Source organism: Streptomyces roseoverticillatus, assembly GCF_000719265.1.
GTDB lineage: Bacteria > Actinomycetota > Actinomycetes > Streptomycetales > Streptomycetaceae > Streptomyces > Streptomyces roseoverticillatus.
Genome location: NZ_JOFL01000006.1, coordinates 375,998 through 388,964, shown reverse-complemented (window position 1 = coordinate 388,964; position 12,967 = coordinate 375,998). Strand labels below are relative to the sequence as shown.

At 73.4% G+C, this 12,967-nt stretch carries 13 protein-coding genes; 7 read left to right on the top strand and 6 right to left on the bottom strand.

Annotated elements, in window-relative coordinates; all coding sequences use genetic code 11:
* Positions 1–66: 66 nt before the first annotated feature.
* Positions 67–744, top strand: coding sequence for a ScbR family autoregulator-binding transcription factor (locus tag IF61_RS0108950; RefSeq protein ID WP_245684451.1), 678 nt, complete (start codon positions 67–69; stop codon positions 742–744).
* A 435-nt stretch (positions 745–1,179) separates the two neighbouring features.
* On the opposite strand, the gene IF61_RS0108945 is transcribed toward IF61_RS0108950, so the two are convergent.
* Entirely contained in the window at positions 1,180–1,845 is a 666-nt protein-coding gene (locus IF61_RS0108945; RefSeq protein WP_030365742.1) for a ScbR family autoregulator-binding transcription factor, read from the bottom strand.
* Positions 1,846–2,054: 209 nt separating this feature from the next.
* Here IF61_RS0108945 and IF61_RS0108940 point away from each other — a divergent pair, with 209 nt between their 5' ends.
* Positions 2,055–3,230 (top strand): ScbA/BarX family gamma-butyrolactone biosynthesis protein, encoded by a 1,176-nt coding sequence (locus tag IF61_RS0108940; protein WP_030365741.1) that lies wholly within the window; start codon positions 2,055–2,057, stop codon positions 3,228–3,230.
* A gap of 52 nt (positions 3,231–3,282) precedes the next feature.
* Here IF61_RS0108940 and IF61_RS0108935 read toward each other — a convergent pair whose 3' ends face one another.
* Positions 3,283–4,056 carry an SDR family NAD(P)-dependent oxidoreductase gene (locus IF61_RS0108935; RefSeq protein ID WP_030365740.1) on the bottom strand — a complete coding sequence of 258 codons (774 nt, stop codon included), beginning with the start codon at positions 4,054–4,056 and terminating at the stop codon, positions 3,283–3,285.
* A gap of 129 nt (positions 4,057–4,185) precedes the next feature.
* On the opposite strand from IF61_RS0108935, the gene IF61_RS0108930 reads away from it, so the two are divergent.
* The 5 genes from IF61_RS0108930 to IF61_RS0108910 all read left to right on the top strand — a co-directional run bounded on the left by IF61_RS0108930 (position 4,186) and on the right by IF61_RS0108910 (position 8,165).
* Complete coding sequence (locus IF61_RS0108930) at positions 4,186–5,385, top strand: FUSC family protein (RefSeq protein ID WP_030365739.1); 1,200 nt, start codon at positions 4,186–4,188, stop codon at positions 5,383–5,385.
* A 233-nt stretch (positions 5,386–5,618) separates the two neighbouring features.
* Complete coding sequence (locus IF61_RS0108925) at positions 5,619–6,152, top strand: M48 family metalloprotease (RefSeq protein WP_157848565.1); 534 nt, start codon at positions 5,619–5,621, stop codon at positions 6,150–6,152.
* On the top strand, positions 6,137–7,300 hold the full coding sequence (locus IF61_RS0108920; RefSeq protein ID WP_043188264.1) for an MAB_1171c family putative transporter: 1,164 nt from the start codon (positions 6,137–6,139) through the stop codon (positions 7,298–7,300). The genes IF61_RS0108925 and IF61_RS0108920 overlap by 16 nt, the downstream gene beginning before the upstream one ends.
* Positions 7,301–7,340: 40 nt before the next feature.
* Positions 7,341–7,643 (top strand): thiamine-binding protein, encoded by a 303-nt coding sequence (locus IF61_RS0108915; protein ID WP_030365736.1) that lies wholly within the window; start codon positions 7,341–7,343, stop codon positions 7,641–7,643.
* A 78-nt stretch (positions 7,644–7,721) separates the two neighbouring features.
* A complete protein-coding gene (locus IF61_RS0108910; RefSeq protein WP_030365735.1) occupies positions 7,722–8,165 on the top strand; it encodes a CBS domain-containing protein in 444 nt (147 codons plus the stop codon).
* A gap of 42 nt (positions 8,166–8,207) precedes the next feature.
* Here IF61_RS0108910 and IF61_RS37425 read toward each other — a convergent pair whose 3' ends face one another.
* Genes IF61_RS37425 through IF61_RS0108890 form a run of 4 tightly spaced genes read right to left on the bottom strand, consistent with a single transcriptional unit; the run spans position 8,208 to position 12,836 of the window.
* Positions 8,208–9,467, bottom strand: a complete 1,260-nt coding sequence (locus IF61_RS37425; RefSeq protein ID WP_030365734.1) for a condensation domain-containing protein — start codon at positions 9,465–9,467, stop codon at positions 8,208–8,210.
* On the bottom strand, positions 9,464–10,402 hold the full coding sequence (locus IF61_RS0108900; RefSeq protein ID WP_030365733.1) for an NAD-dependent epimerase/dehydratase family protein: 939 nt from the start codon (positions 10,400–10,402) through the stop codon (positions 9,464–9,466). Before IF61_RS0108900 ends, IF61_RS37425 begins: the two co-directional genes overlap by 4 nt.
* Entirely contained in the window at positions 10,399–11,556 is a 1,158-nt protein-coding gene (locus tag IF61_RS0108895) for a GNAT family N-acetyltransferase (RefSeq protein ID WP_043188261.1), read from the bottom strand. Before IF61_RS0108895 ends, IF61_RS0108900 begins: the two co-directional genes overlap by 4 nt.
* Positions 11,553–12,836, bottom strand: coding sequence for an aminotransferase class I/II-fold pyridoxal phosphate-dependent enzyme (locus IF61_RS0108890; protein WP_052392532.1), 1,284 nt, complete (start codon positions 12,834–12,836; stop codon positions 11,553–11,555). Before IF61_RS0108890 ends, IF61_RS0108895 begins: the two co-directional genes overlap by 4 nt.
* Positions 12,837–12,967: the final 131 nt, after the last annotated feature.

Genomic DNA, 12,967 nt, shown 5'->3' with positions numbered 1-12,967 from the left:
AGAAATCAAACCAGTTAGTTGGTTTCATGTGTTCATGATGTTGTCGAACCTCCGCAGGAGCTCCCGGTGACGAAGCAAGAACGGGCCATGAACACCCGGCACGCGCTGATCCGCTCCGCGGCGCAGGCCTTCGACGAGTTCGGCTACACGCGCGCCAAGCTCGCCGGCATCAGCGCCGGGGCCGGGGTGAGTTCGGGTGCCCTGCACTTCCACTTCGACACCAAGGCGGCCATGGCGGCCGCCGTCGAGTCCGAGGCCACCAGGACCCTGCACGCCCTGGCCCGGCACGCCCGCCGCAAGAGCCCCTCCCCCCTGCAGGCGCTCGTCGACTCCTCGCACGTCATCGCCCAGCAGCTGCGCCGGGACGTCGTGGTGCGCGCCGGTTTTCACCTCAACTGCCGTACCGCACACCACTCAGAGGTGAATCTGCACCAGGAGTGGCTGGAATGCGTACGCCGCACGCTGGAGCGTTCGGCGGCCCACGGGCAGACGCCGCTCCACGCGGCGCAGGAGGAGCTGACGGCCACGGTCGTCGGGGCGACCGCGGGCTTCGAGGCCCTGGCCCGCCAGGACCACAACTGGCTCTCGCGCCCCACCCTCACCGGCCTCTGGCACACCCTCCTGCCGCAGCTGGCCACCCCCAAGGCGCTGACGCAGCTTCAGGCCGCGGGCACGGAAGCGGTCATCAACGCGACCGGGCCCGCCCCTGCACAGTTCGCCACGGCCCACGCGCCCGGCGGCTGATGACCCCGACAGCAGCACCAGGCGGCGGCGCGCCGCCGCCCTCAGGCCCGCAAGTACCTTGCGGGCCTTCGCCATGCCCGGGGAATTCACCCCGGAATCCACCCTTCCATCCCCTGGGCCCGCAGGGCATCCACCCAGGTGAAGCGCATATGGAAAGTCGTTCACCCTTGACAAACAGGATATCCGGTTTGTTAGCGTCCTGGCATCGGATCACCGGAGGATCCGCCGCGACGAGCAGCCGCCTCCGGACAGGTTTCCGATGCCGTGCAGGGGTGACGAGGGGGGCTCGTGGCCCGTTGGCGCCGTGCGCCCGCAGCGGCATCGGCCGGACACTCAGGGGGAAAGCGTGGACGTCATCAGGCAGCGGTCCTGTCCAGCCCGCCGCCCGGACACCCTCCGCGCGCCCGACGTCGCAGCCGGGACGCGCGCGGTGCGTCAGCCGGAGGCCGCGGCCTCCGCCTCTTCGCGCTGGGACCGGTGCGCCTGCCAGACCCGGGCACCGCGGTCGGGGGCGGTGTCCAGCATCCGCAGGGCTCCCGGCACCGCGACGCTCGGCAGGAACGTGTCGTACAGCAGCGCGATCCGCTCCTCCAGGGAGTCGCCCTCCGGGTGCGCCGTCGCCAGGATCTCGACGCCCGTCCAGGCGCTCACGAACAGCATCGCCGTCCGCTCCGCGTCCACGTGGGGCAGCAGTTCCCCCTGCTCCTTGGCCGCGGTCAGCTGCCCCGCGATGAACTCGATCCACCCGGGCCAGGACGTGCCGAACAGGTCCCGCGCCTTGCGGTCGGCCGACAGTCGGATCGCGGCGCTCAGCAAGGGCTCCGCGGGCAGCCGGTGCGCCAGCACCATGCCGACGTCCACCCACTCCTGCAGGCGCGACTCCTGGGGCAGCACGCCCTCCGTCGTCAGCGCCTCGCTCAGCACTCCGCGCGCCAGCTCCTCCTTCGACGCGAAGTGGAAGTACAGCGCACCCTTGGTGACGCCCGCACGCCCGAGGATCTCCGCGATCGTCGCCGACTCGTATCCGAACTCGTCGAAGACCTCACCCGCCGCCTCGAGAATCAGGCGACGCGTGTGAATCGCCCGCGCCTGCTTCGCCATTGACTACCTCCCGTTCACCGGCAACACGCCGATACGAACGCCCGGCCGACCACGGCCGCCGGGTGCGCCACGCCGGACGCACCGGGCAGGGCCCGGAATCGACGGCCAGGGCAAGCACGAGCGAAAACCCTAAAGCAAACCGGATAGTCCGTATCTTATCACCGGGCCGGTTAACAACCGGGACGCACGAATCCACTCCGAGGAGAGACGTGTCTCAGATCCTGCTCCGCCCCGCAGTCGCCGCCGCCCACGGCACCCCGCGGCAGTTCGCCGACCACGTCACCGAGTGCCGGCTCGTCCGGCCGGCGGCTGACGGAACCGATGCGTCCGGCGGGCTGCAGGCCTCGCCCCCAGACCTTAGCGCCCGCAGCGCACACCCCGCCCACGACGGCGGCGGAATCGGCGAAGGAACCGCCGGCGGACCCGCCGCCAAGGAGCTCGTGCACCTGAGCTTCGAGGACGCCGTGTTCGTGACCCGCTGGGAGCAGCAGGACCCCACGCACTACACCGTCACCGGCAGCTGGCCCGCCCACACCACGCACCACGTGCCCGGCCACGGCACCCACTACGAGACCCTCACCGTCGCCCAGACGATACGCCAGGTCGGTCTCCTCCTCGCCCACACCGCGTTCGAGGCCCCCCTCAGCCACGCCACGCTCCTCCACACCTTCAACTACACCCTCAACCCCGGCGCGGCCCTCGACACCGAGCGGGCCACCCCGCTGCACATCGAGGTCACCGCCACCCCGACGACCCTGCGCAACAAGCGCGTCACCGCCTTGCACGTCGGCATGACGATCACCGCCGCGGAGCCCGGCGCGGGGCCGGCGGCCGCTGACGGCAAGGCCTCCGGCCCGGCCCTCGTGACCGCCGAGACCACGTTCGAGTGGATTCCCCCGGCGGTCTACCGGCGGCTGCGCGGTGAGCACCATCAGCCTCCCTCGGAGCTGCCGCCCCTCACGCCGCATCTCCCGCCTGCGAGCGTCGGCCGGGACAGGCCGGACGAGGTCCTGCTCAGCCCCACGGACGAGCCCCGCGGCTGGCAGCTGCGCCACCCCTTCGACAACACGGTCTTCTACGACCACGCCGTCGACCACGTCCCCGGCCTCGTGCTGATCGAAGCCGCCAACCAGGCCGCGTTCACCGCGACCGGTCCCGTGGACGGCGCCGCCGGGACCTGCGCCTGCGACCCGGCGGCGGCCTCCGGCTACCGCCCGCAGCCCACCACCACGCACACCACCTTCCACCGGTACGCCGAGTTCGACGCCCCCATCGGCATCGCCACCGAGCGTCACACGACGTCGCGCACGACGACCCACACCACCGTCGGGCACCAGAACGGCGAGGCCGTCTTCACCACCACGCACACCGGCCCGGCGGCCTGACGCGTGGGCCCGGCGGCCGTGAACCGGCCGCCGGGCCCTCTCCCCCGCCGCGTCACACCATCGTGAAGCCGCCGTCCACCGGCAGCACCGCGCCCGTCACGAACGACGCCCGGTCGCTGCACAGCCACGCGGCGGCCTCCGCGATCTCCGCCGGCTCGGCCGTACGGGCCTGCGGCGTCAGGCGGTGCAGCTCCGGCTCGATGTGCGGGTTCCGCTCGAACCAGCCGGCGATGATCTCGCTCCGCGTCGTGCCGGGGGCGACCGTGTTCACCCGGATGCCGTGCGGCGCGTACTCCGCCGCCGCGGCCTTGGTCAGGCCGATCACCGCGTGCTTCGAGGCGACGTACGGAGCGGCCGCGGGTATGGCCACCATGCCGGCGACGCTGCTGTTGTTGACGACGGAGCCGCCCGTCCCCGACTCCACCATGGCCGCGAGTTCGTGGCGCATGAGGTTCCAGACGCCCCGTACGTTCGTGTCCATGATGGCGTCGTAGGCGTCGTCCTTCATCAAGTGCATCGGCTCCTGGTCCCAGCCGATGCCCGCGTTGTTGAAGGCGGCGTCGAGGCGCCCGTGCCGCTCCACGGCGCACTCCACCGCCCGCCGCGCGTCGTCCTCCACGCGGATGTCCCCGACGACGTACGCGGCGTCGCCGCCGCTCCCCCGGATCTCCTCGCACAGCGCCTCCAGGCGCTCGCCCCGGCGGGCCGTCAGCACCACCGCGGCGCCCTCGCGCGCGAACACCTTCGCTGCGGCAGCGCCGATGCCGCTGCTCGCCCCCGTAATCAGCACACTCTTGCCGGCGAGAAATCCCTGATGATCAGTCATGGCCGAAATCCTGCCATCCCGGACCGGCCGTTCTTCCCGGCCCCGTGCCCCAAGTGGCGCATCGGCGGCTGACAGGTCGGCGGGAAGGGGAAGGAGGGCCACGTGCCCGGGCTTCGTGACCCCCTGACGATGCTGGTGAGGCGCGGCAGGGAACCGGCGGTCGTGCAGACGGTACGGTCAACCGCAGCCGCGGTGATCTCCTATGCCGTGGCGCTGTGGCTGAGCAACGAACCGGCCCCGCTGACCGCACCGCTCACCGCGCTCCTGGTCGTCCAGGTCACCCTCTACTCCACACTCACCACGAGCGTGCGACGGGTCAACTCCGTCGTGGTCGGCGTCCTGATCGCGATCGGCTTCAGCGTGCTGGTCGGACTGACGTGGTGGAGCCTCGGGCTGATCATCCTCGCCTCCCTCGTCATCGGGCGGTTCGTGAAGGCGGGCGAGTTCGTCCCCGAGGTCGCGATCAGCGCGATGCTCGTGCTGGGGGTGACGCGCGTCGCGGAGACCGCCTGGGACCGGGTGCTGGAGACCCTGATCGGCGCGGTCGTCGGGCTGCTGTTCAACGTCCTGCTCGTCCCGCCGGTGTGGGTGCAGCCCGCGGGCGAGGCGATCGAGGACCTCGCGCGCCGGATGCGCCGCCTCCTGCAGGACATCGGGGAGGAGATCACCGGCCACACGCCCGTGGAGCAGGCCGCGGCCCGGCTGCACGCGGCGCGGCGGCTCGACCACGACATCGTCGAGGTGGACGCCTCGCTCCGGCAGGCCGAGGACAGCCTCCGGCTCAATCCGCGCGTCAAGGAGGGGCTCCTGTTCCGGGTGGTGCTGCGCACGGGGCTCGACGCGCTGGAGATCACGGCCGTCGTGCTGCGCGTGACCTGCCGGACCCTCACCGACCTGGCCGTGCACCGCGCGCAGGAGCCGCTCTTCCCCGGCGACACCGCCGCCGCCCTCGAAGAGGTCTTCGGGCACATGGCCCTGGCCGTGGAGAACTTCGCCGTAGTCATCACCACGCATGTCACCACCAGCGCCGAGCACGCCGAGGAACACCTCACGCGGGAGCTCGACGCCGCCCGCCGGACCCGTGACCGGGCCGCCCGCCTGCTGCTCCATCAGGTCCAGCAGCACCCCCGGCAGTGGCAGCTGCACGGGGCGCTGCTCGCGGAGATCGACCGCATCCTCGACGAGCTCGACGTGGAGAAGCGCACCGAACGGCTCACGGAGGAACTCGACCGCCGCTCCCGGGAACAGCGCGAGCGCTACCCGCGTCTCCACCGCGTCGTGCAGCGTCTCCGCAAGAGCCGCTACGGCCGCCGCAGCACCCTCGGCTAGCCCGCCGGCCCCCTCCCGCACCCTCCATGGACCGCGACGTTCCGCAACCCTGGCGTGACAGCGCGCGGCGATCTACGATCGCAGGCGGCCGGGGCACATGTGCGAGGGGGGCTCGTGGTACTGCCATTGACCGCCTTGGGGGCCGCCGTGCGGGCCGGGGGACCGCGATGACCCGGCGCCGATACCGGGTCATGTGCCCGCCCGTCCCTACGACTGCGGGAGAAACGACTGAGATGCACTGGAGGCATCTGCGCCGCCGATGCCAGAAGGTGATCGGCGGGATTCCTGTGCCCGACCCGTTCTCCGCACAGGACCTGTGCGACCGCCTCGCCGCCGAGCGCGACCGTCCGCTGCGGCTGCTGGCCCTGCCCACCCCGACCGTCCCCGGAACGCCTTCGGGGATGCTGCTGTCCGTCGAGACCGAGGACTTCATCCTCTACGACGGGCAGACCAGCCCGCTGCACCAGGAGCACATCATCGTCCACGAGATCGGGCACCTGGTGTGCAACCACCGCTCCGCCCTCGACGACACCCGGCTGTACCGCCACCTCGACATCACCGATCCCCAGTCGGTGCGCCGGGTGCTGCCGCGGATCCGCTACGGCGACGAGCAGGAGCAGGAGGCGGAGATGATCGCCACGCTGATCCTGGAGGCGGCCGGGCGGGTGCCCGCCCCGACGCTGCTGTCGGGGATGCTCGGCGGTCTGGAATCGGCGATGGGGCTGCGGGTCGGCCGGCCGACGGGAGCGTCGTGCTCGCCTGGATAGACAAGCTCGCCTGGATCGAGAACGCGGGGATCGCCGCCCTGTGGTCGGCGGCCCTCGTACGGGCTCCGCAGGCGGTCCGCCACCGCGAGCAGCGGCCGCTGTGGTTCGCCGTCGTCATGATCGCCCTGGCGATGTCGATGCACCTCGAACCCGTCACGGCCGTGCTGGCCCGGATGGTGCCCGGGGCGCACTGGGTGGATCTGACGACCCACCTGTTCAGCATCGTCGACGCGGCGGCCGTCCTGTGGTTCATCCACGGCGCGGCCGGCCGCCGGCGCCACACCGGGGTGCTCTTCGGCACCGCGGCGGCCGTCATGGTCTCGCTCGTCCTGCTGGACGTGCTCGGACCGGTGCACGAGAGGAACCGGATCGCGCCGTCCCGGGCCACGCCGAGCGTGCCGGACGCCTACTGGTGGGTGTTCTTCGCCTTCCACCTGACGGCCGACACGGTCTGCGGCCTCGTGTGCTGGAGCCACGGCCGTCACGGCACGCCGCGCCTGCTGCGCTACGGGCTGCGCCTGTTCGGCTCCGGCATCCTGCTGGCCTCGGTGCTGTGGCTGCTCAAGCTCGTCTATCTGTCCACGCGATCACCGGTGTTCGCCCCGCTGTTCTCGCCGGTCACCGGCGTGGAGGCCCTGTGCATGGCGCTGGGGGTGGCCCTCCCGGTGTTCGCCCGGATCCGGACCCACCTGCAGTACCGCAGGTCGTACCACGGACTGGAGCGGCTGTGGCAGGACCTGACCACGCACACCCCGGACGTCGTGCTGCGCCCGGCCAACCGCATCGGCGCCGCTGCCGTTCCCCTCCAGCTGCGGCTCTACCGGCGGGTCATCGAGATCCGCGACGCGATGATCGTCCTGCGCAACTACATCCCGCCCGCCACGCTCGATGCCATCCGGCAGAGCGTGAACGCGCAGTCCCTGCCGGACCACCTGGTGGACGCGCACATCACCGCGCGCTGGCTCACCGCCGCGCTGCGGAACAAGCGCGAGGGCCGGAAGCCCCACGCCCAGACGGCGAACCTCACCGGGCCGGGCGACCAGGACGGGCCCTCGGCGCGCAGCCTGACCCACGAGATCGACCATCTCCTGCTGGTCGCGGCCGCCTATCACGCCGCCACGACCGCCTCGCCGCGCGCGGGGACCTGAGAGAAGAGAACCGAGAGAAGAGAGAGGACGGCTGACCACCATGCTCATCGCCTTCACCCTGACGCCCGTCGGCGTCGGAGAGAGCTTCCCCGACGAGATAGCCGACGCCGTGGAGATCATTCGCACGTCCGGGCTGCCGTACCGCTCGGACTCCATGTACACGATGATCGAGGGCGAGTGGGAGGAGGTCATGGACGTCGTCCGGCGGGCCACGGAAGCCGTCGCCGCGAGGGCGCCACGGGTCCAGCTGGTGCTGAAGGCCGACCTGTGGCCCGGGAGGCCCGGCCTGCTGGACGGAAAGATCAGCACGTTCGAGCAGCACATGGCCGGTCGCGGACAGTGAACGTGTGCGCATGGCGTCGGTGGGACATCCGTGTTGCGATGGAGGAAGGAAGAACCTGCCACGACGGGAGGAGCGATCATGGCACGGAACAAGCCGCTCAAGGCCCGCGACATCATGACGGCGGGCGCGAAGTGCGTCGGCGAGCACGAATCGCTGCTGGACGCGGCGAAGATGATGCGCGAGCTGCACGTGGGCGCGCTGCCCATCTGCGGTGACGACGACAGGCTCCAGGGCCTGGTCACCGACCGGGACATCGTCGTCCAGTGCGTGGCCGACGGCGTGGACCCGGCAAGTGTGGAGGCGGGTTCGCTCGGCGGGGAGCTGCACTGGATCGATGCGGACGCGTCCGCGACGGATGCTCTGACTTCCATGGAGCAGCACCAGATCAAGCGGCTGCCGGTGATCGACGTGCAGAACGGCCACCGTCTCGTCGGCATGATCTCCGAGGCCAACCTCGCCCAGAACCTCTCCGACAAGCAGATCGCGGAGTTCGCGTCGAAGGTGTACGCGGGCGCCCACTGATGGGGCGGGCGGTCCGCGGCGCAGGAGCCGCGGCCCCGGGGGTCAGAGGCGGGCACCCGCCGGCCGGGCGGGTGCCACCGCTTTCCTGAGGTGGGACATGGCCCTCTCGCACAGGCGCGCCGCGTCGGGGTCGGTGGAGGTGACGCTGAAGAACAGCCTGCCGCCGAAGCCGATCAGGATGACCAGCGGGGCGCCGGAGAGGCTGGTGTGGGCCGCGCCGTGAAAGGCGGTCAGGCGCAGGTCGCCGTACGTGTCCGGGATGGACGTGAGGAAGTTGCTGAGGGAGACGTCGAAGCGTGCTCCCTTGCTCTCGCTGCGGTGCAGGAGCCGTGTGATCATCCCGTCGGGCAGGGGCATCAGCCGGAACCCCGCGACGAGCGGGCGCAGTTCCTCCGGCCTCAGCCGCCGGTGGAGGCGCTCCCTGAGCTCTCGTGCGCCGTCCCAGAGGTCGTCGTGGGGGCGGCCCGCCGGCACGGACAGCAGGAAGCTGGCCGCGTAGAGGCCGACGGACTCCTCGGGCACGGGCGCGAGGATGCGGCGCAGGTCGGCCGCGACGGCGATGCGGGCCGGCCCGGGGGTCCCGTGGGCGCGGGCGAAGGCCGTGCAGAGGGCGGCGTGCACGGTGGTGCGCTCGGCGCGGCAGCGGTCGAGCAGCGCGGTGGTCTCCTCTTCGTCCAGCGTCCAGGTGCGGCAGGTCAGGTCGGTGGCGGGGCCGGTCGGCAGGGCCGGGGCGCCGGCCTGGCGGGGCAGGCGCAGGGAGCGGGAGAGCTTGACGAGGTCGGCGGGGCGGACGCGGGGGCCGGGGAGGAGGCCGTCCGCGGGCGGGGCGGCGACGGCGGGCGCCCGGCCGGTGGGGGTGGCCAGGTGCTGGAGGATGTCGCGGAACACGACGGCGGCGGAGTGTCCGTCCGCCACGAGGTGGTGGAAGACGGCGATCAGGTCGAAGGAGTCCCCGCCGTCGACGACGACGAACCGGGCCAGGGGCCCGTCGGCGGTGGCGAAGGGGCGCTGGAGCTCCTCCTCCAGCACGCGGGCGGCCGTGCGGCCGGCGACGGGGTACTCCACGCGCAGGGGCGTCTCGGGCACGCCGCGGGTGGTGAACCAGGCGCGCCAGGGGCCGTTGCGCTCGACGCGCGAGCCGAGGAGGGGGTGCCGGGCGCGGACGGCGGCGACGGCGTCGCGCAGCCTGCCGGGGGTCGTGGCGCCCTCGACGTGCACGGCGGCCGCGACGGTGGCGGGCAGCGCTTCACCGGCCGCCCACACGGCGCGTTCGTACGGGGAGAGGGGTCGGCGCACGGTCATGTGCTGCTCCGGATGTCGAGGAGTGCGGGGCTCGGGCTGGTGCGGAGCCCCTCGGGCCAGGTGATGCGCGGGGTGAATGCGGGGAGGGCGCCGGGGGCCGTGGTCCAGGAGGGGTGGCGGGCCTCGCCGACCTTGTCCGGGTTGAGCATGCCGGTGCGGCCCAGGGTGTGGGCCGCGGCCAGGGCGAGGGGTGCGGGAAGGTGGAGCACGCGGGGCGGGCGTCTGCCCAGGGCGGCGGCGACGGCCGCGCCGATGTCGCTCCAGAGGTGTTCGACGCCGTCGCCGACGTGGTGGACGGCGCCGGGCCTGCCGTGCCGGGCGGCGGCGAGCAGGGCCCGGCACAGGTCGTCGACGTGGAGGAGGGAGTAGCGGCGGGGGCCGCGGGGGCCGACGGCGGGGAGCAGGCCGGTCCGGGCGGCCGCGGCGAGGCGGGGCAGGAAGTGGCGGTCGCCCGGTCCGTAGACGATGGGGGGCCGGACGGTGACGGCCGGGAGCCGGGGGCCGGCGCGGCGCAGGGCGTCCTCGCCGCCGAGTTTGCTGCGGCCGTAGGCGGAGACGGGGGCGGGGATGTCGTCCTCGTGGCGCAGCCGGCCGGGGCCGCTGGCGGCCAGTGAGGAGCAGTACACCAGCCGGGGCGGGCGGGGCTGGGCGGCGAGTGCGGCGGCCAGCCGGCGGGTGCCGCCGGTGTTGACGGTGGCGAGGGCCCGGGGGTCGGCGGCGTGGGTGAGGGCGGCGAGGTGGACGACGACGTCGGCGTCGGCGGTGGCCTCGCGCAGCCCGGCCCCGGTGACGAGGTCGACGGCCGTGGTGCGGGCGCCGGGCACGGGGCGCCGGGGGTCGCGGACGAGGGCGGTGACGTCGTGGCCGAGGACGGTGAGGTGCGCGACGAGGCGGGTGCCGATGAATCCGGTGGCTCCGGTGACGGCGTACCTCATGAGGCGGCCGGGGCGGGGCCGAGGGGGCGGTGGTAGAGGCGGTGGGTGCGGGTGTGGACGGCGCCCATGGCCCGGACGAGGCGTGCGATGTCGTGGTTGTCCTCCAGGGTCCAGGAGTACTCGTTCTCGGTGTATCCGAGGCGGGCGGCGGCCTGCAGGGCCCGGTAGAACAGGGCGGCCATCAGTCCGCGGCGGCGGTGTTCCTTGAGGATGCCGCCGGTGGACGCGCGGGTGCGGGTGATGCGGCGGCGGGCCCGGGCGGCCCGGAGGAGGCCGATGGGCAGGCCGTAGGTGGTGAGGCGGCCGCGGGCCGCGGCCAGGGCCTGGTTGGCGTCGGGGAGCCAGAGCGTGAAGCCGGCGGGTTCGCCGCCGACTTCGGCGATCTGCAGCAGGTCGGGGACGAGGAGCGGCTTGAGGCGGCGGCCGGCGCGGCGGAACTCGGCGTCGGTGAAGGGCACGGAGGCGTAGTTCTCGGCCCAGGCCTCGTTGTAGATGCGCCGGACGGCGGCGAGGTCGGCGTCGTAGCGGCGGGGGTCGAGGGGGCGGATGCGGATGCCGGGGTCGGCCAGGGCGCGCTGCGCGGCACGGCGGACGGCCTCGGGGGCCTCGCCGTCGGCGGGCACGGGGCCGGTGAACGAATGGAGGTCCTTGGCCTTGGTGAAGCCGCAGGCAGTGAACAGGTCGGCGTAGTAAGGGGGGTTGTGCGGCATCTGGACGGTGGGCGGGCCGTCGAATCCGTCGACGAGCAGGCCGCATTCGTCGTTCGTGGTGAAGCTCAGGGGGCCGAGGACGCGGTCGGCGCCGCGGGCCGCGAGCCACCGGTCGGCGGCGGCGAAGAGGGCGCCGGCGACGGCCGGGTCGTCGGTGCACTCGAAGAAGCCGATGTGGCCGGTGCGTTCCTGGTGGCGCTGCTGGTACCGGGGGTCGATGTGGGCGGCGATGCGGCCGAGGGGGGTGGTGCCGCGGCGGGCGAGGAAGAGCTGGGCGGTGCCGGTGGCGTGGAAGGGGTTGCGGCGGGGGTCGAGGCAGGCGCGCAGCTCGTGTTCGAGCGGGGCGACCCAGTGGGGGTCGTGGCGGTAGAGGGCGTGGGGCAGCCGGATGAAGGCGGTGGTGGCGGCGCGCCCGCGCACCGGGGTGACGGTCACGTCGGTCATCGGGCGGTCTCCGGGGCGAGGTCCTGGCGGGGGCGGGCGAGCACGGGGGCGGCGGGCCGCGGGGTCCGCCGGGCGGTCGCGAAGGCTTCGGCGATGCGGTCGACGTGGGTGTCGGTGTGGGTGGCCTGGAGGGTCACGCGGATGATGCTGGAGCCTTCGGGGACGGCCGGCGGGCCGACGGGGTTGGTGTAGACGCCCGCGTCGAGCAGGTGCTGCCACAGCCGGACGCAGTCGGCCGGGTCCCCCGTGCGTACGGCGATGACCGGCCCCGGGGGCGGGGGCGCGCCGGGCGGGGCGGGGTCGGCGTGCGCGGGGCCGGTGTCGTAGCCGAGGGTGGTGAGCCGGGTGCGCAGGCGGGCGGCGAGGTCCAGGACGCGGTGGCGGCGCCAGGGCTCGTCGATGCTGATCTCCAGGGCGCTCATGGCCGCGGCGAGGGCGGGCGGGGGCATGGAGGCGGAGAAGAGGATGGCGCGGGCGGCGTAGCGCAGGTGGGTGATGACGCGGGCGGGCCCGGCGAGGAAGCCGCCGGTGGAGCCGAAGCACTTGGAGAACGTGCCGGTGAACAGGTCGACCCGCTCGTGGACGCCGAGGAGTTCGGCGGCGCCGCGGCCCGCGGGCCCCAGCAGCCCGATGTCGTGGGCACCGTCGACGAGGGTGCGGGCGCCGTGGCGGCGGGCGGCGGCGGTCAGGGCGGGCAGCGGCGCGAGGGCGCCGTCCATGGAGAACATGCCGTCGGTGACGACGGCCTTGGCCGCGGCGGGGTCGGCGTCGGCGAGGAGCCGGTCGAGGTGGGCCGGGTCGGCGTGGCGGTAGCGCAGGCGGTGCGCGGCGCCGAGGCGGATGCCGTCGATGAGCGAGGCGTGGTTGGCGGTGTCGCTGAAGACGGCGTCGCCGGGGCCGAAGAGCGCGGCGAGGGCGAGGTTGGCCTGGAAGCCGGTGGTGACCACGGCGGCGTCCTCGGTGCCGAGGAAGTCGGCGACGGCGGCCTCGAGTTCGCCGTGGAGCGGGAGGGTGCCGTTGAGCGTGCGGGCGCCCGAGCAGGAGGTCCCGTACGTCTGGAGGGCGGTGGCGGCCGCGGCGGTGACCCGGGGGTCGGTGGCCAGGCCGAGGTAGTCGTTGCAGCCCGCCATCACGACCTTGCGCCCGTCGACGACCGCCTCGCCGTCGCGCGCCCGCAGGGGGCGGTAGTAGGGCCGTACGGGCGTGGCGTGGACGGCGCGCAGGAACGGGGAGGACGGGGCCTTGTCGAAGAGGTCGGGGCGGGGATTGCTGTCGGGCATGAGGGAGGGGGGCTCTTCCGTCGGCGGAGTTGAGCGGGAAGGTACACAGGGCGGGGCGGTGTGGAAGGAGCGCGGTGGTGCGCCTGGCAGCCTGCCCTGCGGGGGCGTGCGGGGCCAGGACGTAGGGGCTG